Consider the following 23,584-nt stretch of genomic DNA (forward strand, 5'->3'; position numbering starts at 1 on the left):
CGCCTCTACGGTTTTTTCCCGGGTTTGTCATGCCTTTAAATGTAGGTGATTATGTTCCGGACTTCACTGCCCAGTCGACCAGGGGAGAGATTAGATTCTCAAACCTCAAAGGACGAAAAGTAGTAATATTCTTCTTTCCAAAGGCGTTTACCCCTGGATGTACACGCGAGGTTGAAGCCTTTAACAAAGCTCTTAATGAGTTTACCAGTAGAGGCGTTGAAGTGATAGGCGTTAGCGCCGACAAGCTGTCCACTCTGCAGCGGTTCGCCGAGAAATACTCCCTGCAATACCCGCTTATCTCCGACTCGAGTCTAGAAATCATAAAGCTATTTGGAGTCCTCGGCAAGTCTGGGAAGACCGCGCAACGAGTTACCTTCGTCATAGACCACGATGGGAAGATAAAGGCGATCGTAAAAGGCCTGAAGAGGGCTGAGGATCACCCCACCGAGGCACTAAAATACCTGTAGATAAAAAGCCTATCTCACCAAGTTTATTCTTGGCTGGTTATTCTAGCGGAGCCACCCGTTTCAATAAACCACAGTCACCTGGAGTTCAAGTCATTTTACGCTCTAACAATTCTACTTAGCATTCTTCCAGCCTGCTATGGGATCCGCACTTCTAGATGTCCTTTCTTTCTGGCGAGCTCGGCTGCCTTCTTTCCATCATTGTATTGAGCATCAAGATCCGCGCTCCAAAACATCTTAACCAATTCAGGGTCGCCTCCACTAGCCGCATAGCGTAGAGGCGTCGGTCGAGAGCCTGTCCCTGCATCGACGTCAACATAGCTCCCAAAGTTTATCCTTTGTCCATAATTAAACTGTAGGCGTGTTTTTCAGTAAGGCAGTGCTCGGTACTCTTGCAATACTCCACCTGCACCATAAGAGAAAAACTGTTATTTAAACGGTACATAAATATAGGGCCCTTTAACCCTTTATCCTCAATGATGACCAACCGGAGCTCCCTGATGCGTGAGGAGAGCGGCCGTAGCTGAATCTCCCTTGAACCGATAAAGTTCCCGTGATTTGGGGCTGAGCCTCCGGGATCAGTTTATGCGGTTGTTAAGCTAGTCCAGGGGTAAATCTCCACACTCTTCATCTTGGCAAGGTCGTTAAAGCGTGTTGATGAGGATAGGTTCTTGGAGGAAGTGTTGAGAAGGTCGTCGATTCTATTATTGTAGCAAAGTATAAGCCAGGCCCTGTGATTATTATTCGTGTCATCGGATAGGCAAGTTATAATTGTAACGACTCCGGGCATCCCGGGTTACAGGGTTTTGCGTGTCTTGGGGCTTGTTACAGGGATTAGTGTCAGGACAAGGGGGGCTCTGGGGCGTTTTGCTGCTGAGCTTGAGGCGGTGGTAGGGGGTCGTGGAGAGTCATATATAGGTGAGCTCAGGAGGGCTAGAGAGGAGGCTGTCCAGGACCTTGTTAGAGAGGCTTTGAAGCTAGGAGCTAACGCTGTCATCGGGGTTGATTTCGAGACTAGTGAGATTTTGGAGGGCTTCATCGTTGTTACTGCTACAGGCACTGCGGTTCTGGTTGAGCCTGAGGACAAAGCGTAAAATCACTAGGTCAGAGAGCTTTGGAGTATTCGTACTACTATTTTTCTGAACGGTTGAGGGTCTTAAATGTTCTCGAGGGCTTTTCTCACAGCCTCTTCAGCCCTTAAATAGAGCTCTAGCAGGCGTTTGCCCTCTGGGGTCAGGGTGGCTCCTCCTTTTTCTTCTCCACCCCTTGTCTTTTCGACAACTTTTAGTCCTGTCCTCTGCTCTATCTTCTTGAGATAGGTCCATGCAAAGCTGTATGAGTATCCTAAGGCGTTTGCCGCTGCGTTTATTGACCCTGTCTCTAGAATAGCCTTGAGGAGGCTGGCCCCACCGCTCCCAATTACGGGTTTACCGTCCTTTGCGAGCCAGACCTTGTATTTAACCTCAAGGTCGTCGATCTTAACCATGATAGTTATTCTATTCCACAAAGACTAATATTTTTCGAAAGTAGCTCAACTGTTCTGATAGGATATGGGTGATGGGCAGATAGGTTTCGACTTTTGAGCTAAACGGACAACAGATGAGTCAGGCCTCCTCGCAGAACGAGTGGTTTTTAAAGAGAGTCTCTTCGAGGTTTATGAAGTCTCTAAGGAGGAGTGCAGTGGCCTTATAGCAGTTAAGACGTGCCGTTCTTTCTAGGCATTCCGCGTAGGGCTTGCCCCACAGCTGTATATGGTTTTGGAACATTTTTTCCTGTAAGCAGAGGAATTGCTCCTGGGTTAGGCTTGAGGATACAAGGTAGTGCATTAGCTCAAGTTGGAGTGCCACGTGCTCGATGGGCAGCTTTACTCCAGGCTGTGGCTCGAGTCCTGCAGTTTTATAGATCTCCTCTAGGTCCTTTATCGTGGGGCCGTATATTACGCGCTCGCCTGTGACCCAGAAGGTCTCGTATGGGGGACACTTGAGCTCGGGGTAGTCGTTTGTGAAGAGCCTTGTATACTCTTCTAGGAGCTTCTCGCGAGGCATGTTCCAGGCTTCTAGCCAGGAGTTCCTAAAGCCGTTTACGGCATCCTTGAGGTTCTGAAGGCTCGTGATGCTGCTAAGCTGGCCTACTGCGAGCCGTAACTCTTCCTGTGCTTCCTGGTCTAGAGGGGTGTAGAGCGCCAGGCTTAAAACACGGTAGATTAGCCCTCTTTCTTTAAAGAGAATGTCATGTATCAATCTTAACACCTAGAGTTAAAAAAATAATTTTTATTTCTTTTTTCTTCACCAGGGTAGCTCCATAGCGCCCGTGTATACGAGTAGTAGCCTGGCTAGCAAGCTTTGTAGGATTAGGAGTAGAGCGATAGATATAAGGAGTGTCTTGGAGGGTTTGCCTTTGTAAAGCAGGTAGAGGACAAGGGGTGCTGCGTAGCCCACAAGGTAGAGAAGCAGTGTTACTGGGAGGAACTCGGTGAGCATTAGATGCACGGAGAACTTGTAGGCCTCGCTTGATATGTCTGCGAGAAGGATGTATAGTGTCGTGGTCACTAGTGCTAGGAGGGTGGTGAGGGCTGAGAAGTCCAACAGTATTGGGGGTGCTTCTTTCTTCAAAGTATGTGATACCAGGAAGTATAGACCGGCTCCGCTGGAAAGAGAGAGAAGTATGAATAAGAGGGGTGTGGCTGGGCTTCTCCACAGGTGGATCGAGGACCTCGCGAGTAGAGTTCCTGTGTAAGACATCACTAGGAACGAGAATATTGACCCTATCGCTCCTAGCGTAGTCATTATTTTCTCGTTTGAGGAGTATGGGAGCTTGACTACTGCGGGTAGTGCGAATAAACCGCCGAAGACTAGTGCTAAAATGTTAAAGAATACTCCCCAGGTCATTACTGAGTAGAGGTTTGGTGAGATCATCGTGTATATGGCTGCCTCCGGTTTTCCAAGGTGGGTTACGAGTATGAGGAGACCCAGAACGAGTGATGCCATCCCAGCGAATGCTGCTTTGAGGCTGAACTCTTTCTCGCCCTTGAGGTATGATAGGAAGGCGTAGATGAACGTGGCTACTCCCATGCCTCCAAGCGTTAGGTCAAGGACGATCCTTATATCCCACGCGTGTTGTACCTCTATCACGCCTATCACCTCTTCCTAATAGGGAATATGTAGAAGACTTTGGGCTTCGTTCCTTCTTCGCTCTTGAGTGGAACCGCGGCCCCCGAGCTTACAAGCTTGGAGACCTCGCTTGCAGGGTCGTCTAGGTCTCCGAACACCCTTGCGTTGGTTGGACATGTTGAAACACATGCTGGTTCTTGACCAGCGGATACCCTGTGAATGCAGAAGGTGCACTTGTCTATCGAGCGCTTGTACTCGTCCCAGAACCTGGCCCCGTAAGGGCAGGCCTGAACGCAGTACTCGCAGCCTATACACTTTTGGCTGTCAACCAGCACAACGCCATCTGGGGTCTTGTAGCTTGCTCCTGTAGGGCATACGGAGACACATGGCGGGTTCTCGCAGTGCTGGCAAATCATGTGGGTGTAGTACACGCTGACGTTGGGAAATGTCCCTTGTATGTAGGTGTTGACGTATGTCCTCTTCTTGAAGTTTTCGAGAGCTGTGAGTCCCTCGCTTATAGCCCTCATCGCCTGCTCACGCCTGTTCTCAGCTATGCATGCAGCAACACAAGCACCGCAACCGATGCATCGGTTCAGATCTATAACCATACTATACCTTACCATCTTTTCTCACCCTCTAAGCCTTCTCAACTTTGACAATCACCTCTTGCGACATCACGCCGCCCGCAACGGGGTCGGCCTTCACAGAGGTGAGGAAGTGATAGGGGACGCCAAACTTAGTGTAGTGCAAGGCCTCGCTAGTATGTCCGAAATCGCTTGAGACCCATATCGTGTCTTCCCTGACGAGATCCGTTGGGAAAGCCACGGCCTCCACGGACACGCCGTTCGCTATGCTAACCAGCTTTATCTTGTCGCCCTTCTTGATCCCGAGGCTCTCGGCGACCTTCCTGTTTATCCAGGCCATTCGCTTGTAGTCGGGTGTAAGGACGGATAACAATGGCTCGTCCGCTGTGGAGGTGTGGGTCATTGTTGGGACGCGGCCATAGGTTAGGTAGAAGGTCTGCCTCCCATCGGCCTTGCCTAGTACCTCAGGCTCGGCCCAGGCTACGATCGGATCCCAGTAGGGCTGGTAGCCTTTCTTTGCCTTTATGTTGTTCAAAGCGAAGCTGAATATTTCTATCCTCCCGGTAGGGGTGAGAAGCTGACCTGCAAGAGCCTTGTTTATCATTTCTTTTCGAAGAGTCGATGAGTCTTTCAAGACTATGAGTCCATCAGACTCGAGTTTCGCTGGGTCGAGGTTCCTCGCAGAGGCTTGTACCGCGCGTATTCCGCGTACCCCGTTCTTCTCGTAGGCGTCCTTCAGCTTTGCAGCCATGGCGTTGGGATCTGCCGCACCGAGAGCCTTTGCGAGGTTGACCCAGAACTTGGTGTAGTAGTCGTCTCCAAGCTTCCTCAAGATCCCGACGATTATGTCCACGAGGTGTTTAGTGTCGTAAACGGGCTGTACAGCTGCGACTCGCGTCTGGAATCCGAGGGCAGGAGCGTAGGCTATGGCGTATAAGGGGTCGTCGCGCTCCAAGAACGTGGACTCGGGTAGGACTATGTCAGCGTAGAGAACCGCGTCAACAGGGTATATGTCGATGGCGACGACTTTCTCTAGCTTCTTCATAGCTTCACGCCACTTTGTAGCGTCGGGTCCCGTCAGTGCGATGTTGGTTGAGAACATGAAGAGCATCGATACCTTGTAGGGGTCACCATTCAAGATAGCATCCAGGAATCCCTGGAAGGTGAAGCCCTTCGAGGCCATAGCCACGCCCTGCTTCGTACCCCAGATCCTCATCACGCTCTCCTCGCTTACATCGGGTGGAGGCGTCGCTATGCTCCCAGCACCGGTTATAAGTATGCCATCCTTTACAAGTCCTCCTACAAGAGCGTTGAGTATGGCGGCGGCCCTCCACGTCATTACGCTGTTCTTGTACTTAGGGTCGTGCCACCCGGTATCCACCGCGGCTGGCCTTGTCTTGCCGAATTCTATTCCAATAGATCTTATGGTAGCGGCTGGTACACCCGTTATACTCTCAGCCCACTCAGGAGTATATGCCTCCACCTTCTCTTTGAGGAGCTGGAAGACAGGTTTTACCTTCTTCCCGTCTAGGTTGTATTCTCCCTCGAGTGCCGGTAGGATGGCTTCCTCGTGCTTAACGGGCTTACCTTGGGCGAGATCCCAGACAAGGTATTTCGTCTTGCCGCCCTCGGTTCCAGCTGTTAGCGGTGACCCGTCTTCAGCAACCAGCATAGGTGCATTTGTGAATTTGCGAAGGAATTCTGCATCATAGAGCCCCTCCTTTATCACTACGTGGATCAACGCAAGGAGGAAGGCTAGATCCGTCCCGGGTTTTATAGGTATCCAAACATCAGCCTTTGCTGCAGTCTCACTAAACCTCGGGTCGACCACCACTAGCTTGTAGTTCCCTAGCTTTCTCCCTGCTCGCGTGCCGTGAACGACGCTTAGACTGCCGAAGAAGTTCCTCCTAATCACTATAAGGTACTTTACATTCTCATAGTCCGTTAAGATCTGTGAATGAGCCCCGACACCAAGTGCTGTGCTCCATCCGAATGCCTTTGGGAAGTAACAGGCACCCCCTGGTATGCCGATAGCGTTCGGTGTTCCAATAGTGTCGGCGAAGGCCTTCATATATGGTTCCAGGTATAGGCATGTAGGCCAGCCTCCCAGCATGAATATCTCCTTGACCCTTCCCTCGCTTATCAGCTTCTTAACTTGAGAAGCCACTGCCTCGAAAGCCTGATCCCAGGAGGCCTCCCGGAAACCTTGAAACGTCCCCCTTTGTGCAGGGTTGTCTCGTAGGAGAGGTTTTTTAAGCCTGTCAGGGTTGTAAACCCTGAAGAGCCCTGCCTGACCCCTAGCGCATATCTTCCCAAGGTTTGTAGGCCCCTTGGGATTACCCTCTATCTTCACTATTTTTCCATCCTTTACCCGGACCAGGATCTGGCAGGCGGCGGGACACATCATGCATATGTTTGGGACAATCTTCTCTTGCTCGGCTTGAAGCTCAGTCTGGGGCTGCGAGGGCCTTAGCAGCCTCAGCGTGGGTGAGGACGCTGCAACTGTGAGCCCGGCGAGCCCTGCGGCTTTAATAAAATCTCTGCGGCTGAGGGGTGTATTCATGTTTTTCAATATAGTTATATGCAATATTATTTATTAGCATTTATGTATAAGTCTTAATATTTTTAAGTGAAAATATCGATGTATCTAGAAAAATATAATGATGAGTTCGGGCAAAAGCGTTATAGAGGCGCTTTACACCTCCTACAGTAAAAAGCAGTCTTAAGGGGTTACGGCTTCAGATTTCGAGTGCCGCATTCCAGGTTCCTAGGTGTTTCCTCTAAGTATAACTCTCCTGTCACGTGTTTCATTCAACAAGTAAAGCACTAGTTGCCCGCTCCTCGTGTATGGCTCGAATAGAAGTGTCCCGTCTGACAATGCTCTTATAGTGGAGGTGAACTTGCCCAGGTAATAGAATTAAGTAACAGTGACCCGTACTCTGGTAGCCCCGTTCTCCAATAGAGTCTACCAAGCTGACCCGTGAAGTAGATAGACCTGTACCCCTTTTCTCTTACAATGATTGAAGGATTATTTGTTGTGAATGGAAGCGGTGGGTGTGACCTTGCCATTCTCGGCTTGTTTTCCTTTCAATATCCCTAGTATGTCTTCTCTGTCTCCTATTCCTCGAGGAGGCCTTCGATCCTGCTTTGATGTTCTTCTAGCTCCCTGAGCATTGCATCAATGCCGTTGAGTGTCTTCCTGTATTCTGGGAGGATGTCAGCGTAGATCCTTAGAGGGGCGATGTGTGTGCGTCGAAGGTTTACCTCCTCGACCGCCTCGCTTAGGGCCTGGTACGCCCTCCCCGCGTGGTCAACCTGCCAGGCCTGCATAGCCCTGGACTCCCCCCGGGTGTAGGTTGAGGCCCCCGGCGAGGGACAACGCCCGGCTGTAAGCCTCCAAGGCCTCCCCGTGCCATCGATGCGGCCTCGAGGCCAACGCGGACATAAACGCAGCGCTAAACATTGCCCACAAGGCAGGATACACCCCGCCGACACCGACGAGAATCGAGACCTACATCCCCACACACCAAGGAGTCATACCACTCACCGAGAAGAAAAAACACAGCCACCAGGCCAGAAACAATAACCCCTAAGAAGGGTAACCGGGAGCCCGCCCCAATGACGCAGAGCGGGTTACACGTGTCTATCATATCGATAATAGAGCTCCTCACTTATCTATCGCATGAGAGGAAGGTTGAGATAACAGGAATTCTTCCCAAGTTGCGCAAGATATACACGGTCATAGACCAATTCGAGGATAAAGTCTCTGAGATGATCGCGCAGATACAGAGCGATTTGCTTCACTATAACCTAACTCCTTATTTTGAAGACATCGTCAACGTAGCAATAGCTTCCGAGAAGAAGTTTATCATCCTAACGGCTGACCCTGAGCGATATAACCAGCTACGCAAGTATGGAGTCAGCATTATGACTCTAGAACAGCTTTTCGAGAAGACTAAGCTCTATGCAAGAGTACGAGAAAAAACAGCATAGAATGACAAGCTAGAATTCTAACAGATATAAGGAACCCCAGTTACTAGAAATCCTTTTAATCTTTTAAAGGCTAAATTGCTTGGCGAATGAGCGGAGTCGTTCTCCTCAGTCCTAGGATCAGGCTGGGGAGATTTAAGCTAGCTAACAAGCTTTTAGAGGAAGAGCTCAGTCCTGAAGTACTGCAATTACCATACCCAAAAGAGCTTGAACGCGTACTGAACTTATATGTTAAAGGTGTTCTAGGAGTACACAGGGTTTTCGAGTATGTTCGCGAGGTTTTAGGGGAGTTTGCCTCAAGCTGGTTATGGATTGAGGAACCCCTCATCCTAAGCCTGCCTAGAATAGGTGTGAAGCGCATACTCTGCTATCTACGCGACGCGGCCGATGCTATTGCTAACGCCTCCCAGCTTGTCTCTCTTGCTTTTCGGGTCAGGGTTGGCGGGAAAATAAATCTCGAAGAGTGGAGGAAGACTCTGACAGATAGCTATGTGGAGACGAGGGAAGGTTGGGTAACTGTAGCGAACTCTTTTAAAGTGGCTCCTAGAGCTGTGGACACATGGGGTCTGCCCTATCCTCCTCCTGAAAGGCTTGACCCCGACAACATAACAGAGGAAGATGTTAGGGAATATGTTGAGTACATCTTCAATTATATAGTTAATTCGAGGAACGTGGACGAGGCCTATCTTAGATGGCTCAACGAGAAAAAGGGTCTTCAAACGCCTGAGCTCTGGCGACTTCTGAGGCTAATTTCGCAGTGAATCCTGACAAAATGCCTGAGATGCTATTTACTCGCCAACCGCCCTGACAGTACAATGTCTCGGAGAGAGCAGGGATCATCGGTTATTATGCCGTCAACGCCCAGGCTCAAAAGATTCTGAGCTATTGAGGTTTCGTTCACTGTCCAGGTTATGATGGCATATCCTTTAGATTTAATGCTTTTGGCGAGCTCAGGTGTGATGATCTCGTATGCGGGTAGGATGGCAGTAGCCCCTAGTTTTTGGGCGATCTCAAAGTACTCGTCGTCCCATTCCTCGAGGAGGACACCGACCTCTATGCGGGGGTCAAGCTGTTTTATCTTCTCGAGTGTTGAGGGTAGGAAGGATGTTACTATGGCGTCCTGAACCATGTCTAGCTCTCTTAGAGCTTCTACAACCTCTTCCTCGACGCCGGGGACCTTGATCTCTATGTCGACGTAGAGTCTACCCTTTGCCAGCGCTAGGACCTCGCGTAGCGTGGGGATCCTTGCCTTCCCGTGGACCTTAAGCTTTGAAAGCTCCTGGAAGGTGAGCTGGCTGACCTTTGCCTTGACTCCCGTGAGGTGGTCGACTTCATCGTCGTGGATTATAACTGGTATGTTGTCCAATGTTTTCCTGACGTCAAACTCTATCCCTGTCGCCCCGCACTCAAGGGCTTTCAGGAAGCTGGGGAGAGTGTTTTCAGGCGCGAGTGCCCGAGCACCTCTATGTCCACTTAGAATAAACTTTCTTCTTAGGTCTTGCACACCTTCTTCACCGGGTAGTTGATTTAAAACTTTTTTGGAAAATAAAGATTTATTAAGATTGTAGACGCCTGATAATTGGTTGAGAAAATGGGTTATATACCTAAAGCCCTTCTCAGGCGGCTTTACGTTAAGGGGAGCATGAAGGTTTCTGATGGTGTCTTGTCGTTTAAACTTCGGAACAATCTTGCAACCGCGCAGGTAGACTCTCCTATAAAGGTTCAGGTGGACGGCAAGGTTGTTGAGAAACAAAGCGTTGAAATCCTCCTTAACGGTAAACCTGTGACCTCAGATCCTACCCCCCAGGCCCCCCTGGAGGTCCCGGTGGGCAGCGAGCTCGAGGTGCGGGTAAGAGGCCCCTACGAGAAGGGCAGACACAAAGTCAGCGTGGAAGTCTCGATAAAGGGGTACGGAGTGGGTGCTATAGAGTTCGAGGACGAGGCGCAGTAAAGAGAACACTGCCTAAATGTTTCTCTTCTCTAAAATTGATTTCATAATTTTTTATTTATGATATATTTGCTTCAACACCTCATCAGGAAAGACAGGGCCATCCCTGCATACACGTAGACCGACTGGTTCCAATACACAGGAGCCACATACACCTACCGCGCAGCGCATATAACGTTCCATTGAGGCTTCGAAGGGGATGTTCTTCGATGATGAGAGCGTGAGAGCCTTTTCTATTAATGGTTCGGGCCCGCATGCATAAGCACGGTCGAAGCTCTCATAGTCGAGTAGCCTTTCTGTAGCCTCGGTCGCGAGGCCCTTGATTCCAAGTGTACCATCATCGGTCGTGACAATTGTCCTGCAGTTGCGCCTAAAGGATTCGACGAGTAGCGCCTCTCTAAGCGTTTTGAAGCCTATTACCGCTGTACAGTTTACGTGGCTTTCAGCTAGTCTCTTTGCAAGGAAGTGAATGGGTGCTATACCGCTACCGCCGGCCACTAGAAGTGCTCTGGTTCCACTTGGTGGGAGAGTGAAGGGCTTGCCATAGGGGCCTCTAACGAAAAGCCTTTCACCTACCTTCACATTCTCGTAGATATGACCTGTCACTTTCCCTCTTCGAGTTATGGCTAGGAGTAGCTCCCCTGCTTCATAGTCCGCCACGCTTAGCGGTATTTCCCCTATGTTTGGAACCCACAGCATTATGAACTGGCCTGGGCTTGGAACGGCAAGGTTAACGCGAAGCCTTAGGATTACATTGTTCCCTTTGTGCTCAGCTTCAACGACTTCGGCTGGGATGTGCACTACTTGGACACCAGTTGCTCTAGGGCTTCTTCCCCGAATACTTCATCGCAGTAGACGCATCTTAGCTTGAGGGGCTGCTTGGACTCAACCTTGAGCCTTGGAGTCACGGGCTCCCTGGCATTGCTTATGCAGAGAGGGTTTATGCACTTTAGGAGGCCTACTATCTCGTCCGGTATCTGGACGTCTCTCTTCTCGACGACCTGGTAGTCCTTTATTATATTGATTGTAGCTGTCGGGGCCACTAGAGCTATCTTGTCTACCTCTTCCCGTTTGAGGAAGCGTTTTTCAATCTTCACTATATCTTTCTTCCCGAGCTTCTTGCTCTCAACGTTCATGACTAGGGCTACTGTCACATCCTCTTTACCCTTTATACCGAGTATCTTTAAGACGTCGAAGGCCCTGCCAGCCGGTATGTGGTCGATGACGGTGCCGTCCTTAATCTTCCTCACGATTAGCCTATCCTCCAACATCGATCACCCCTTCAATATGAGTTTGAGTAGAGCCATGCGCACCCACACTCCGAGCTCCGCCTGCCTAAAGTAGAGCGCGTGCCTCGTATTGTCGACATCATAGGCTATCTCGTCGACGCGTGGGAGCGGGTGCATAACAATCAGATCCCTTTTTGCCTTCTCAAGCATCTTCGCCGTAACAATGTAGCTCCCCCTGACCTTTTCATACTCAGCTGGATCGGGAAAGCGCTCCTTCTGGACACGGGTCACATAGAGGACGTCAAGCTCGGGTAACACGGCTTCAAGGTCATTCACCTCCTCAAAACTAATTTTTGAGGATACCAGTGTTTCCAGGACCTCGCGGCGTGCCCGGAGGATTTCTGGAGATATAAGGTATAATTTCCTAGGTTTGAATATTGATAGCGCCAGTATGAAGCTTGCCGCAGCACGCCCGAACCGTAGGTCCCCAAGGACGCCGTAGTTTAAACCGTCGATGACGCCTTTCGCCCTACGGATGGTGTAGAGGTCGAGCATGGCCTGTGTAGGGTGGTGTTTCCTGCCGTCACCAGCGTTTATAACTGGGGCCTCGGCTATCTCTGCCGCGAGTCTGGCAGCCCCCTCCAGCCTGTGGCGGACAACTATGATGTCGGCATAAGAGTCTAGCATCCTGATAGTGTCCGCCAGGTTTTCACCTTTCGCAACTGAGCTACGCTCCAGCTCGCCCAGGTCTATGTAGCTACCACCTAGCCTGAGCATAGCCGTATGGAAGCTTAGCCTTGTACGCGTACTGGGCTCAAAAAAGGCTGTAGCCATGATGAACCCCTTTAGTTCATTTTCGTAGCTGTGGGGGCTGGCTAGGATTTTGTCAGTCTCGGCGAACAACTCTTCCAGATCTGTCCTCGTGAAGTCAAGTATTGATAAGACATCCCGGCCCTTAAACACTCCCAGCCACCTCTAATATTCTTTTAAGAGTCGTAAGACTGTAAAGCTCGATCCCTTCACTCCTCAAGGCCTCCCGTGCCCCTTCCTCTCGGTCGACGACAACCAGGGCCTCTGCAACCTCGAGACCCGAGGATCTTAAAATACGTGCAGCCTCTATAAGTGAGCCACCAGTAGTCGCAACATCGTCGATTAGCAGAACCCTTTGCCCCTGGTTATAGTCACCCTCGAGCTGTTTCATCGTGCCATGATCCTTCCTATCCTTTCTCACGTATATTAAGGGCCTACCCAATCTTAAAGCTACACCAGTTGCAAGCGGCAGGCCACCCACAGCTATCCCACAGATTACTTTGTGTTCAAGCATGCATGCTTTACGGGCCATCTCATCGACGACAAGATGAAACTCCGAGGGATGCGATGGAAGCTTCCGGAGATCAATATATACGTTGCTCGTCCTACCAGAGGATAACTTAAAAACACCCCTCTGCACGGCACCTATCCTCAACAACGCCTCTTCAACCTTCATGCCTCACCAACCTCAGAGCCCTCACTACTTTCTCTAGCTCCGAGAGGGGGTCTACCGAATAAATTACGAACCTCCCTATTATCTCGAAGTCCGCTCCGGCGGCGAGAGCGGAGCCCGGAGCCGCGCCCTGAACTCCCACACCCGGGGAAAGTATCACAGCGTCCTGGAGCATCTTCCTGACGCGCTTTATCGATTCTGGCTTCGTAGCTCCAACGACCACCCCCTTAAGCCCCAGCTTGGTGGCGTAGCCGGTGAGCTCATCGAGGTGGTGATCTACCAGGCTTTCCTTGCAGCTCATAGAGACGAGGCCAAAGACTTCCAGTTGGGTATGCAGGGGTTCTTCGATGCAGCGGGGGAATAAGTGGATAATAGCCCCGTCAAAACCAAGGTTTTCAATCAGCCTGAGCTCCTCCTGGACAACCTCATGTATGTCCGCGAGCTTGAAGTCGGCCAGGAAGTATAGCTTTCCTTTGAACTCTTCTATGAGTTGTTTTGTGCCGTCGGGACCTATCCTTAGAAAGGCAGGGAGACCTAGCTTGACCCCTGCAAGAAGATGCATCGTTTTTTCGATAAGCGCCTGCCACTCGGATAGGGGGTCAGCACGGGGAGCGTAGTCTAGCGCTAGAATAACCCATGACTGCTTGTTTTTCCCAAAGTCCCTCAGATCCCTGGGCAAATGCCCGCTACAGCTTACTCTGTCAAAGCTAATAAATTTTTTCTGGGAGGGATTGCCCTCATGGCAAACATGAATACAATCGGTAGACGCATTGTTATCGGTGGGGAAGGAGGGAAAGCCATCACAAACACATAGCTAAAGCTTTTATCCTTACAAGTTAAAATTCCTAGGATCACGCTTGACGATAAGAGCGACGCTAACATTCATCTTTAATTCCGGTAGGCTCCTCCTGATAAGGAAGAAGGCAGGCTTCGGCGCAGGGAAAATAAACGGAATCGGAGGAAAGATAAATGACGGTGAATCCCCCTATGAGGCTGCTACCAGGGAGGTACTAGAAGAAGTCGGGGTCAGCGTCTATGATCTAAGACACGCTGGTGTCCTCTATTTTTACTCGACCAGCCCTACACCGGACTGGGAAGTCTTTGTCTACACCACCAACAACTTTGAGGGACAACCCATTGAGACCGATGAGGCCTTGCCCCTATGGGTCTCCCTGAAATCCATACCCTTTGAGGAGATGTGGGAGGACGACAGACACTGGCTCCCCCACGTACTCGCTGGAAATAAAATTGAAGGACACTTTTTCTTCAATCAAGACTACTCGAGGTTAAAGGGGTTTAGAATTTTAGTCTATTAAGGTTAGCCTCTCATCTACGATAAAAAGGCAAGACCAGACAAAAGTGTAACCGAGAAATATGTACTGGCAACGTCACTCAGTCTTCTTTTCTAAATAAAGTTTATCTGTTATTACCCGACCTTGAGAAGTGGATATGGGTATAGTTTACGTTGAGGGCATAGTTAAGTGGGAGGGTAAAGAGGAGAAGGTCAGGTTTCTTGTCGATTCCGGCGCAACTTACACTGTTCTCCAACGTAGCGTATGGGAACGATTAGGACTTACTCCAAAAAGATCAGTTGAGCTTGTCCTAGCCGATGGCTCGACAATATCTCGTCAGCTCTCCGAGGTTATAATAGAGCTTCCTCCCTACGGGGAATACTACACACCCGTAATTCTGGGCGAATCTGAAGATGAAAACTTGCTTGGCACAGTGACGCTCGCAATATTTGGATTGATGCTCGACCCCCTGAAAAGAGTTCTAAGACCAATTAGAGCAATTCTTAAATAAGTTACATAATGAATTTAGAGAAACTATCTATCCACTCAGAGAACCTTCGAACAGTGATTACCGCTTTCTTGTTTCAGGTGCTAGAACGCGACTAGACACGGCTTACAAGAAAATCAGAGAACTGGGAATACGCTAAGATGGTTTCTCTTCAAGTTTACTTGGAAGTTTTCTCGCATATTAATTTATTAGTGAGGATTGTTACAGCTGGATGATGCGCATCTCAGGGGATACTACTGTCGATTTGGTTCTCATAGGTAAAGCGTTGATTGAAGGATCTTTTTTGGAGGCTGCGGTTGCGATTGACGATGGTGTTATAGTGGGGATTTCGAAGCCTAGCCTGGCTCCGAACAGCGTGTCGCGAGTGGAGTTCGGGGAGAAGTTCCTGTTACTGCCGGGGATGGTTGATATTCATGTCCACATGCGAGAGCCTGGGCTCGAGTACAAGGAGGATTGGGGGAGTGGTTCAAGGGCTGCGGTGAAGGGGGGTGTTACGATGGTTGTTGATATGCCTAACAATGTGCCCCCTGCTAATAACTGCAGCGTCTTGCAGGAGAAGCTGCAGCGTGCCTCTGCTCGCTCGCTAGTCGACTTCGCATTCTATGCAGGCTTTAACCCCTTGGTAGAGGAACTCGAACGGTGTAGGGGCTTATTTGTCGGTTTCAAGCTTTACCCTGAGGACTTGTACTCTCCTGGCGCGCGTAACGTCTTTTCATACGCTAGCCGGTACGGCTTACCCGTTGTTGTTCACGCCGAAAACCCCTCTCTTTTCAGGGAGTCAAAGCTGCACAGCGATGCTAGGCCTCCCGAGGCCGAGGAGTCAGCTGTAAAGCATGCCTTGATGCTGAGCAGAGAAAGTAATGCATGGCTCCACGTGACACATCTTAGCACGAGTGGAGCTCTTATGAGTGTTTTAGAGGCTAAGGTTACGCCTGGAGGCCGTGTAACATTCGATGTTACGCCTCATCATTGCTTGTTATCGGATGAGCTCTACAGGGGAGAAAAAAGAGGAATCGCAGTGGTAAATCCTCCTCTGAGGCCTGAGGGTGAAAGAGCCTCCATTTACACTAGCCTGAGGAACATGCTCCCAGATGCAATCGTCACAGATCACGCGCCTCATAGGATAGAGGAGAAGACTAGCGAGAAGCCATCCCCAGGCTTCCCAGGACTTGAGACGGCGCTACACCTGCTATTCAGGGAGATCCTTGAGGGACGCCTGGGACTCGAAGTCCTAGAACTCTACTCGAGGAGGCCGGCGAGACTTCTAGGGGTTAAGAAGGGTGTGCTAGGGGAGGGCTTCGAGGGGGACGTTGTCGTTGTCTCGAAGGAGGAGTGGGTTGTCAGGGGAGAAGATTTCGAGTCGAAGGCCAAGTATTCTCCTTTCGAGGGCTGGCGTCTCCCCACGAAGACTTACGCGGTGTATATCCGAGGGGAACCCGTATATATCGCCGGTCAGTTCATGACATCTAAGGGTGGAAGGCTTGCTGTCCCTAGAGGTTGAGGTCGCGGGTCTCAGGCTCTTAAACCCGACGGTTTTAGCGTCGGGCATCCTTGGGACAAGTGCGGCACTAGCAAGGCGCGTGGAAGAGGCCGGAGCAGGGGGGATAACCACTAAGACTATTACGCCTGAGCCTAGGAAGGGGTACGAGAATCCTACCTTTGTCGAGCTTGAGCACGGCTACCTGAACGCCATTGGACTGGCTAATCCGGGAATAGAGGACTTCTGTTCAGAGCTGAGGCTCATGCGTGAAAAACTCAAGGTACCCTTTATCCTGAGCGTTGGCGGTAGCAGCCTGGAGGATTTCCTGCGTGTGGCTGTGAAAGGTGTCGAGTGTGGAGCCCCGGCGCTCGAGCTGAACGTTTCCTGTCCACACGTAAAGGGGATGGGTGCAGAGATAGGGGAGAATCCCCAGCTAGTCGCGGATATCGTCAGGGCTATCAAGGGGGTGATCAAGGCACCAGTTTTAGTCAAGCTCTCCCCTCACCACAACTACCTGGAAGTGGCACGGCTAGCTGTAAAGGCGGGAGCCGACGGTTTGACGGCCATTAACACTGTCAGGGGAATGATTATCGACATTTACGCTCGGAAGCCTGTCCTAAGCAACAGGTTTGGGGGTTACTCAGGGCCAGGTATAAGGCCTATAGCTGTAAAGGTCGTATATGACGTTTATAGGTATGTGGGAGAAGTACCCATTATAGGCGTCGGCGGAGTTGACTCGTGGCGTGCGGCCGTAGAGATGCTTCTTGCAGGCGCTAGCGCTGTCGGCATAGGCTCGATCATTGCATCGAAGGACCTAGCTATCTTCCGCGAGGTGGTAAAGGGTATCGAGGAGTACATGGTGGCGGAGGGGTTCGAGAAGGTCACCGATCTAGTAGGCTTGGCGCATGGATCGTGAGCTGGCCTTGGAGGGCTTCCCGGATCATGGAAGTTTTAATTTTCCCGCAATAAACACTTAGAGAGTTGTAATTTAGAGGATTTACTCCTTAACCTCTACTATGAATTCACTGAAAACTCTTTCTAACGTCTCTTTGTCCATCAACGGCTTCTTGCCTCTTTCTATTGGCGAGTTGGCCGGGTTGTATTGAGGGTAGATCTTCAGGGATTCAGCAAGCCTGTCCTCGAATGTTGGAACATATGGATTAGCATAGAAGACTCCTATAGGTATTTTATTCTCAAGTTTTAAGGCTAACTCCATGGCTTTGAGGCGTTTCTCATCTGCTTCTTCAGGGTTCCTCACATATGGGTCCCAGGAGGGGTCTGACTCGAGCTTATAGGTCACCTTCCTGTAGTATTCGGCTGTGAATACGTCATTAAACACCACGCATGGCTGGAGCACATCTATAAGGGCTGAGCCCCTATGCCTTATAGCTTGTACTATTATGTTCTTCAGGTGGGGGGTGTCGAATGCATAGCTTCTAGCTACAAAGGTGTAGCCTGATGCGAGCGCCAGTAGGACGGGGTTTACTGCCTGCTGGACGTTGGGCTTTGGGAGAGCCTTTGTCCTTACACCTAAAGGTAGGGTAGGGGATGCTTGACCCTTTGTCAAGCCATACACGCCGTTGTCGTGTAGGATGACGACTATGTCGAGGTTTCGCCTACCTAAAGCTACGAAGTGGCCCGCGCCTATACCCAGCAAGTCCCCGTCCCCACCGTGCACTATTACGTTTAAGCTCGGGTTTGCTATCTTTATTCCCGTCGCGAATGGAATCGCCCTCCCGTGTAAGGTGTGAACTCCATTCACGTTTACAAAGTGTGGAATCTTGGAAGAACAACCGATGCCGGAAACAATCACTGTTTGAGATGGGTCAAGCTGCAGTTCTTCTAGAGCTTTGTAGACCGCTGTGAGTATTCCGTAGTTCCCGCAACCGGGACACCAGTCTGGCCACACGTTTGTCCTGTAATTCCATTTAAGCTCCATGGAACGCCACCATCCTTAAAGTTTCACCCATGATGATCTTCTTAACCCCCGCTACCACCTCTTCTCGTGTAAGGGGTCTTCCTGTGAACTTCGCAATATTCTTCTCGATAATAAGGCCAGTTGACATCGCGACGAGATGCCTAAGGCTTACTCCGTAACTGTGCTCTACAAAGATGATCTTTTCCTTGTCGAATCTCTCTAGGATACTCCTAAACTCCTCGCCTGGGAATGGCCATAGAAGCTTCAAGTTGACGTAGGCTCCTCTCATGCCTTCCTTGCCGAGTGCACGGATAGCGTCAAGCGAGACACCCTTAGTGGAACCCCATCCAACCAGTATAAAATCGGGGTTGTCATGTCCCTGGAGAGTGATCTTCTTCTCAAGTGGGAGCTCCTTCCTTATTAGTTCAAGTTTCTCGATTCTTTTAGAATACATTTTGATGCGGTTTACTGGATCCTCCTCAATGTGCCCATACTCGTTGTGTTCATCACCACTATACCACATAACTGTGTCCTTTGCACCCAGGAATGCCCTCGGGGAGATTAGCTTCGAGGAGTCAAACCTCTTGTAGTTGGGGCCTCCAGAGGAAAGCAAGCCCCTCTCGATTTCCGCGCGCCCAGGGTCTGGTGGCGTAATTGTGACTAAAGAGTTTGCTAGAAACTTGTCTAAGATGTGGATAACAGGAACCTGATATTTCTCGGCTATGTTAAAGGCGTCGATTGTATCATAGAAGGCTTCAACGTGGTCTCCTGAGGAGAGAACTACTCGTGCAAATTCACCGTGCCCCGCGAATACAGCGTTGAGGAGGTCGCTCTGGCTCCCCCTTGTTGGCTGTCCTGTGCTCGGACCCCCTCTCTGATAGTACGTTATAACTATTGGCGCTTCATTCATCCCAGCATAAGATAAGCCTTCAACCATGAGGTCGAAGCCAGGCCCGCTTGTCGATGTGCTGCTTCTAGCCCCGGTGAGAGAAGCCCCAATTATAGAAGATACTGCAGCGATCTCATCTTCCGTCTGGAATACAATTATGGGACCTATAACACTCTCATCGGCTTCAATCACCTGATATTTTTCCAGGAGGAAACTCTCGTCTGCCGCCGGTGTTATAGGATAATAGCTCTGGAGCCTAACACCAGCCACTATCTTTCCAATTGCCACTATGTCGTTACCAGTAACAACCATTAGTTTCCCCGGCCTAGCCGTTGGAGTATCAAGTGAGACAATCCCGGCCAGCTCAGAATACATCTCGTAAATACTATCTATCAGGGCGTTGTTCTGCTCGGCTATAATTGGCCTGCCGCGGAAGAATCTTGAGACAGCATCCTGGGACACCTCCTTTCTCAGACCTAGCACGAGAGAAATCATAGCTACAATTATCCCACTCACGTACCTGGACAACAGCTTTGGATCAATCGTGTATTTCGCGGCTAGCCCTCTGAGAAGGACCTGGTAATCCACTCCGACCGCTTTCACAGACATCGAGCTTTCAAGATGGTTAACAATGGAGGACACTGTCGGCTGTATCCCCAGCTCCTTTATCTTCCCGGCTATTCTTTCACGTGTAGTATCCTCGATGCTTGGTATGTCCTCTAGCTTTTTTCCAAGAACCCCCTTGTCATAGATTAAAACACCCCCTATGGAGAGCTCGTCGAAGTGCGTGAAAATTGTCTCTGCATCGGCGGCTGCCAGGATGTCAACTGGGTATCTAAGAGAAGACACGGGGAGAGTAGAGACGCATAAGTGAATATAGCTGTGTCTACCAGTGATATTTGAGAAGTATTCTCTATCGGCTATGAACCAGTACCCCTTTCTCGCGAACGCGTATCCGAGAATGCTCATCGATGTCTCAAGCCCGGAGCCCTGCGGTCCTCCTATAATTAGGCAAATTTCATCCAAAGCTGACACCTCTAGTCTGCAGGGGGAGATTCTGCTAGCGCTTCATCGGATATTAGAGAAGCAGCTAAAACATGGTTAGCGTGCTTTTCGATTTCTTCAGCTGGAACTGTAGTCTTGCAGGTTAAACAATAAGCCCAACCCTGTTGGGTTAAGGCTTCATTTAGTTCCTCGGTGGTCACCTCCTTGGCCATTTGGCAATCTGGATCGACATTCCTTGAATATACAATCATGTTCCTAGCGGAGCAATAACCCAAGTCGTCAAAGGCCGAGTGGGGCTTAAAGTATAAACACCTCATACAGGGGACTACCCGCATCCCCTGTGCTCACCCAATATCCTCAATTGATATAGCGTTGACGGGGCACACGTCAGCACCCGAGCGAGCGCAGTCGTAGAGATCCTCGGGTATCTCTCCAACAGAGATGTTCTCGTCAGTATTAACACTATATTTGGCTACTACTCTGTTTTTCCCATTATCGTCCCCAAGCTCGAAGACCTCGGGACAAGCAGCGGGAGCAGCACCACAAGAAATGCATGCAGCTCTATTAACTACAACACGATATTTCTTCATGTGTTTCGTTTTAATTTTTTGACTATCCTGTATAAATAAATTCTGTCCTATTCTTAGAAATTAACAATTATATCTTTTAGTATTCTTCATTTGTTAAAATACCGTACTTTTAAGCTTTTTCTAGAAAATACATGCATACTTCGTAGGATGCATATCAAATGTAGAGGAAAAGGCCTACTATCATTTTCCCGAGTGAGGCCTCCATTTCATCAGGGTGAGCGCATTAGATATGACTGTTATGTCGCTTAAAATCATGGCTGCTGCAGCAAGCTCTGGTCGAATCATTATGCCGAGACTCTTGTATAAGACGCCTGCAGCTACAGGTATTAGCGTAGCATTGTATGCAAAAGCCCACGCGAGGTTCTGGACTGCTTTTTTCCGAGCATGGATGCTTAGACTGTATAGATCTGCAAGTGCTTCCAGATTCCCGTTTATTAAAAATACGTCTCCAGCTTCTTTTGATGTGTCTGCACCGCCACCCATTGCTACCCCCAGGAATGCCCTTCCGATCGCCGGTGCATCGTTGACCCCGTCTCCCGCAAAGAGGGCTCTGCGCCCAGAGCCCTGGAGCTTGTCAACAAGGTCGGCCTTGTCCTCTGGTCTAAGCTCGGCGTAAACCTCGTCTACACCCAGCTGAGAGGCTACGTATCGTGCCGCGTTTTCTGCATCTCCTGTAGCTAAGACAGTCCTTATTCCTTTCTCTTTAAAAAAGGAGATTACTTTGCTTGCCTCCTTTCTGAGCTCGTCGCTGACAATTACCGCTGCGGATAGCTTACTATTTATCGCTACAAGGAATGTTGTAGAACCTTTGCCCGTCTCTTCAATGTATAACTTTTCGACCTCTGAGGAAGTCTTGATTGAAAACGATTCGATAATTTTTTGTATTGCATAGACGCAGGCGGCACAGTCAACTCCTACCACTTTGATTCTCTCCTTGGTATACGGCACAAGAAAACACCGGGCTTAATCAGGGTGTCCGGTAGGGCCGTGCTCAATATAATATTCGGGATTACTCGCAAAGGCTCTTTTGCATGCACTGCTGCAAAAATAGTATATCTTACCCTTGTAGATCGTCTTATACTTAGCTTTCTTAGAATTCACCTGCATTCCACATACTATATCAATTTCAAAACTCATAATGTTTTGTCTTACATTAAGCTTTCACATAATAAAAATGTAAATGTTTTAATAATTATGTTTACAATTCGATATTTTTGATTAGATATCTTTGCCATTATGTGAAAAATAGAAACCTCTGAAGACTCAGATTCACCTAATCCTCACATGGTTTTTTATAGGTGGTTACAGATAAGATTTATCTATCCTATAAAGATAAGTATAGCCTCAGCTCATAGGCCTTTCGCTTTGACGCCACTAACCTGGAAAAGTTAATAAGCTACGTTTCTTCCTATTGTATGCATACAAGGTTTGTCTTCGTAACGGGAGGTGTTGTAAGCGGCCTTGGGAAAGGAGTTGTAACAGCTTCAATAGGGAAGCTTTTCCAAATGCGTGGGCTCAGGGTGGACGTGATTAAGGCTGATCCATACCTGAACGTTGACCCTGGTACCCTAAACCCCATCGAGCACGGCGAGGTTTTTGTCTGCGAGGATGTGTGGGAGTTTGAGCCGGCCCCGGGATATAAGTTCAGGATCGCTGAGATTGACCAGGACTTTGGGACATATGAGCGGTTCCTGGACGTGAACATGCACCCCTCAAACAATATAACCTCGGGGCAGGTCTACCTATCAGTCATATTGAAGGAGCGGGCTGGAATATATCTGGGCAGGACTATACAGGTTATTCCACAGATTACAGACGAAATCAAGTCTCGTATAAGGGCTGTGGCTGAGCGCAGCAAGCCCGATGTATTGATCGTCGAGGTTGGGGGTACTGTTGGCGACATCGAGGCAATGCCCTTCCTAGAGGCTATAAGGCAGTTTCGGCTTGAACAACCACCTGGAACCACAGCGCTTGTGCACGTCACTTTGGTTCCGTACCTCTCGAGCCTGGGCCAGCTAAAGACGAAGCCAACACAGCACAGTGTAAAGGAGCTGCAGAGCATGGGGCTTCAACCCGACGTGATAATAGGGAGGTCTGACCGAGAGCTTCCCGAGGACGTTAGGAAGAAAATAAGCCTGTATTGCAACGTACCCCCCGAGGCTGTGTACTCCGACCCGGATCTTGAGAACATTTATAAGCTTCCACTCCTGCTGGAGGAACAGGGGCTGGGAAGATACCTGGGCAAGATTCTAGGCCTCCCAAGGGATCCTATTCCGGGTAAAATGAAAGAGTGGATAGGGGTAAGCGAGCAGTTCAGCAGTTTCAAGGATGAGGTTATAGTGGCGATGCCTGGGAAGTACACGATGATTCAGGACAGCTATATTAGTATTAACGAGGCTCTTAACCATGCGGGAGCCTCTCTCGGTGTAAGAGTTAAAAGGATATATATAGAAGGAGAGGAGTTTGAGAAAAATCCCGGGAAGGTCGAAGAGATACTTGGGAAGGCTGACGGAATACTTCTCACCCCTGGTTTTGGCACTAGGGGCGTTGACGGGATGATTTACTCTGCAAGGTTCGCATTGGAGCGGAGAAAGCCCTTCCTAGGTATATGCTTTGGGGCCCAGTTGATGTTTATAGCTTTTATGAGGTACGTTGTAGGCTTGAAGGAGGCTCATTCCACGGAGATAGACCCGAACACCCGCTACCCAGTGGTGCATTTGCTTCCCGAGCAGAAGGAGGCAACTCTTAAGGGCGGGACTATGAGGCTTGGTGCACACCCAGTAAAGATAAGGAAGGGGTCTATGCTCTATGAGGCTTATGGCGAGGAATTGGTTTATGAAAGATTCAGGCATAGGTTTCATATCAACCCTGCCTTTACGGGACTGGCAGAAGAGAGAGGACTCGTGGTTTCCTCTACAGATCCTTCTGGACGTATTGTGAACTCGATTGAGTACCCGCAAGGGGGGTGGATCGTCGGAGTCCAGTTTCATCCAGAGTTCAAAAGTAGGCCTGGTAAGCCGTCTCCCGTATATAAGGCCTTTATAAAAGCCGTTCTGGAATACAAGAAGTCGAGGAAAGCATGATTTAATAATTT

General features: G+C 49.6%; 29 protein-coding genes. 10 read left to right on the plus strand and 19 right to left on the minus strand.

The window, feature by feature from the left end; translation table 11 throughout:
* The first annotated feature begins 29 nt into the window (after positions 1-29).
* Positions 30-467, plus strand: coding sequence for a peroxiredoxin (locus MA03_RS03910; protein WP_052884025.1), 438 nt, complete (start codon positions 30-32; stop codon positions 465-467).
* Positions 468-1,210: 743 nt separating this feature from the next.
* Positions 1,211-1,558 carry a YbjQ family protein gene (locus MA03_RS03915; protein WP_052884026.1) on the plus strand — a complete coding sequence of 116 codons (348 nt, stop codon included), beginning with the start codon at positions 1,211-1,213 and terminating at the stop codon, positions 1,556-1,558.
* A 62-nt stretch (positions 1,559-1,620) separates the two neighbouring features.
* Here the strand turns inward: MA03_RS03915 and MA03_RS03920 are convergent, their stop codons facing one another.
* The 7 genes from MA03_RS03920 to MA03_RS08650 form a co-directional block, all read right to left on the minus strand.
* Positions 1,621-1,950, minus strand: a complete 330-nt coding sequence (locus tag MA03_RS03920) for a winged helix-turn-helix domain-containing protein (RefSeq protein ID WP_052884027.1) — start codon at positions 1,948-1,950, stop codon at positions 1,621-1,623.
* A gap of 118 nt (positions 1,951-2,068) precedes the next feature.
* On the minus strand, positions 2,069-2,704 hold the full coding sequence (locus MA03_RS03925) for a TorD/DmsD family molecular chaperone (RefSeq protein ID WP_191118754.1): 636 nt from the start codon (positions 2,702-2,704) through the stop codon (positions 2,069-2,071).
* Between the two features lie 45 nt (positions 2,705-2,749).
* Positions 2,750-3,595, minus strand: a complete 846-nt coding sequence (gene nrfD, locus MA03_RS03930; RefSeq protein ID WP_191118755.1) for an NrfD/PsrC family molybdoenzyme membrane anchor subunit — start codon at positions 3,593-3,595, stop codon at positions 2,750-2,752.
* Positions 3,596-3,600: 5 nt separating this feature from the next.
* Positions 3,601-4,197 (minus strand): 4Fe-4S dicluster domain-containing protein, encoded by a 597-nt coding sequence (locus MA03_RS03935; RefSeq protein ID WP_052884030.1) that lies wholly within the window; start codon positions 4,195-4,197, stop codon positions 3,601-3,603.
* 13 nt (positions 4,198-4,210) lie between these two features.
* Positions 4,211-6,721 (minus strand): molybdopterin-dependent oxidoreductase, encoded by a 2,511-nt coding sequence (locus MA03_RS03940; protein ID WP_052884031.1) that lies wholly within the window; start codon positions 6,719-6,721, stop codon positions 4,211-4,213.
* 554 nt (positions 6,722-7,275) lie between these two features.
* Positions 7,276-7,488: a hypothetical protein gene (locus tag MA03_RS03945; protein WP_052884032.1), complete on the minus strand. Its 213-nt coding sequence runs from the start codon at positions 7,486-7,488 to the stop codon at positions 7,276-7,278.
* Complete coding sequence (locus tag MA03_RS08650; RefSeq protein WP_191118756.1) at positions 7,469-7,642, minus strand: hypothetical protein; 174 nt, start codon at positions 7,640-7,642, stop codon at positions 7,469-7,471. Before MA03_RS08650 ends, MA03_RS03945 begins: the two co-directional genes overlap by 20 nt.
* Positions 7,643-7,797: 155 nt before the next feature.
* On the opposite strand from MA03_RS08650, the gene MA03_RS03950 reads away from it, so the two are divergent.
* Positions 7,798-8,151, plus strand: a complete 354-nt coding sequence (locus MA03_RS03950; protein ID WP_191118757.1) for a PIN domain-containing protein — start codon at positions 7,798-7,800, stop codon at positions 8,149-8,151.
* An 86-nt stretch (positions 8,152-8,237) separates the two neighbouring features.
* Entirely contained in the window at positions 8,238-8,909 is a 672-nt protein-coding gene (locus MA03_RS03955) for a hypothetical protein (RefSeq protein ID WP_052884034.1), read from the plus strand.
* Between the two features lie 23 nt (positions 8,910-8,932).
* Here the strand turns inward: MA03_RS03955 and MA03_RS03960 are convergent, their stop codons facing one another.
* Positions 8,933-9,652 carry a glycerophosphodiester phosphodiesterase gene (locus tag MA03_RS03960; RefSeq protein WP_052884035.1) on the minus strand — a complete coding sequence of 240 codons (720 nt, stop codon included), beginning with the start codon at positions 9,650-9,652 and terminating at the stop codon, positions 8,933-8,935.
* Positions 9,653-9,739: 87 nt separating this feature from the next.
* On the opposite strand from MA03_RS03960, the gene MA03_RS03965 reads away from it, so the two are divergent.
* Positions 9,740-10,099: a hypothetical protein gene (locus MA03_RS03965; protein ID WP_191118758.1), complete on the plus strand. Its 360-nt coding sequence runs from the start codon at positions 9,740-9,742 to the stop codon at positions 10,097-10,099.
* A gap of 51 nt (positions 10,100-10,150) precedes the next feature.
* Here MA03_RS03965 and MA03_RS03970 read toward each other — a convergent pair whose 3' ends face one another.
* The 5 genes from MA03_RS03970 to MA03_RS03990 are packed head-to-tail and all read right to left on the minus strand — an operon-like array spanning position 10,151 to position 13,487.
* Positions 10,151-10,897, minus strand: coding sequence for a dihydroorotate dehydrogenase electron transfer subunit (locus MA03_RS03970; RefSeq protein WP_052884037.1), 747 nt, complete (start codon positions 10,895-10,897; stop codon positions 10,151-10,153).
* Entirely contained in the window at positions 10,897-11,367 is a 471-nt protein-coding gene (pyrI, locus tag MA03_RS03975; RefSeq protein ID WP_052884038.1) for an aspartate carbamoyltransferase regulatory subunit, read from the minus strand. Before pyrI ends, MA03_RS03970 begins: the two co-directional genes overlap by 1 nt.
* A gap of 3 nt (positions 11,368-11,370) precedes the next feature.
* Complete coding sequence (gene pyrB, locus MA03_RS03980) at positions 11,371-12,294, minus strand: aspartate carbamoyltransferase (protein WP_052884039.1); 924 nt, start codon at positions 12,292-12,294, stop codon at positions 11,371-11,373.
* Positions 12,281-12,811 carry an orotate phosphoribosyltransferase gene (gene pyrE, locus MA03_RS03985; RefSeq protein WP_052884040.1) on the minus strand — a complete coding sequence of 177 codons (531 nt, stop codon included), beginning with the start codon at positions 12,809-12,811 and terminating at the stop codon, positions 12,281-12,283. The genes pyrB and pyrE overlap by 14 nt, the downstream gene beginning before the upstream one ends.
* Positions 12,801-13,487, minus strand: coding sequence for an orotidine 5'-phosphate decarboxylase (locus MA03_RS03990; protein ID WP_052884041.1), 687 nt, complete (start codon positions 13,485-13,487; stop codon positions 12,801-12,803). The genes pyrE and MA03_RS03990 overlap by 11 nt, the downstream gene beginning before the upstream one ends.
* 178 nt (positions 13,488-13,665) lie before the next feature.
* On the opposite strand from MA03_RS03990, the gene MA03_RS03995 reads away from it, so the two are divergent.
* From MA03_RS03995 to pyrD, 4 genes are all read left to right on the plus strand, one after another.
* Positions 13,666-14,124, plus strand: a complete 459-nt coding sequence (locus MA03_RS03995) for an 8-oxo-dGTP diphosphatase (protein ID WP_236944928.1) — start codon at positions 13,666-13,668, stop codon at positions 14,122-14,124.
* 133 nt (positions 14,125-14,257) lie between these two features.
* Complete coding sequence (locus tag MA03_RS04000) at positions 14,258-14,611, plus strand: aspartyl protease family protein (RefSeq protein ID WP_052884042.1); 354 nt, start codon at positions 14,258-14,260, stop codon at positions 14,609-14,611.
* 208 nt (positions 14,612-14,819) lie between these two features.
* Positions 14,820-16,109, plus strand: a complete 1,290-nt coding sequence (locus tag MA03_RS04005; protein ID WP_052884043.1) for a dihydroorotase — start codon at positions 14,820-14,822, stop codon at positions 16,107-16,109.
* Positions 16,090-17,004 (plus strand): dihydroorotate dehydrogenase PyrD, encoded by a 915-nt coding sequence (pyrD, locus tag MA03_RS04010; RefSeq protein ID WP_236944929.1) that lies wholly within the window; start codon positions 16,090-16,092, stop codon positions 17,002-17,004. Before MA03_RS04005 ends, pyrD begins: the two co-directional genes overlap by 20 nt.
* A gap of 81 nt (positions 17,005-17,085) precedes the next feature.
* Here pyrD and MA03_RS04015 read toward each other — a convergent pair whose 3' ends face one another.
* The 6 genes from MA03_RS04015 to MA03_RS09070 form a co-directional block, all read right to left on the minus strand.
* On the minus strand, positions 17,086-18,027 hold the full coding sequence (locus MA03_RS04015) for a 2-oxoacid:ferredoxin oxidoreductase subunit beta (RefSeq protein ID WP_052884044.1): 942 nt from the start codon (positions 18,025-18,027) through the stop codon (positions 17,086-17,088).
* Positions 18,017-19,930, minus strand: coding sequence for a 2-oxoacid:ferredoxin oxidoreductase subunit alpha (locus MA03_RS04020; protein ID WP_350339220.1), 1,914 nt, complete (start codon positions 19,928-19,930; stop codon positions 18,017-18,019). The genes MA03_RS04015 and MA03_RS04020 overlap by 11 nt, the downstream gene beginning before the upstream one ends.
* Positions 19,931-19,932: 2 nt before the next feature.
* The gene (locus tag MA03_RS04025; RefSeq protein ID WP_191118760.1) at positions 19,933-20,112 is read right to left on the minus strand and encodes a hypothetical protein; all 180 of its coding nucleotides are present in this window, start codon (positions 20,110-20,112) and stop codon (positions 19,933-19,935) included.
* Between the two features lie 132 nt (positions 20,113-20,244).
* The gene (locus MA03_RS04030) at positions 20,245-20,490 is read right to left on the minus strand and encodes a ferredoxin (protein WP_052884046.1); all 246 of its coding nucleotides are present in this window, start codon (positions 20,488-20,490) and stop codon (positions 20,245-20,247) included.
* A 180-nt stretch (positions 20,491-20,670) separates the two neighbouring features.
* The gene (locus MA03_RS04035; RefSeq protein WP_052884047.1) at positions 20,671-21,438 is read right to left on the minus strand and encodes an HAD-IC family P-type ATPase; all 768 of its coding nucleotides are present in this window, start codon (positions 21,436-21,438) and stop codon (positions 20,671-20,673) included.
* 15 nt (positions 21,439-21,453) lie between these two features.
* Positions 21,454-21,627, minus strand: coding sequence for a YHS domain-containing protein (locus MA03_RS09070; protein ID WP_191118761.1), 174 nt, complete (start codon positions 21,625-21,627; stop codon positions 21,454-21,456).
* A 278-nt stretch (positions 21,628-21,905) separates the two neighbouring features.
* On the opposite strand from MA03_RS09070, the gene MA03_RS04040 reads away from it, so the two are divergent.
* The gene (locus MA03_RS04040; RefSeq protein ID WP_052884048.1) at positions 21,906-23,573 is read left to right on the plus strand and encodes a CTP synthase; all 1,668 of its coding nucleotides are present in this window, start codon (positions 21,906-21,908) and stop codon (positions 23,571-23,573) included.
* The last annotated feature ends 11 nt before the right edge of the window (positions 23,574-23,584 follow it).

Source organism: Thermofilum uzonense (genome assembly GCF_000993805.1).
Taxonomy (GTDB): domain Archaea; phylum Thermoproteota; class Thermoprotei; order Thermofilales; family Thermofilaceae; genus Thermofilum; species Thermofilum uzonense.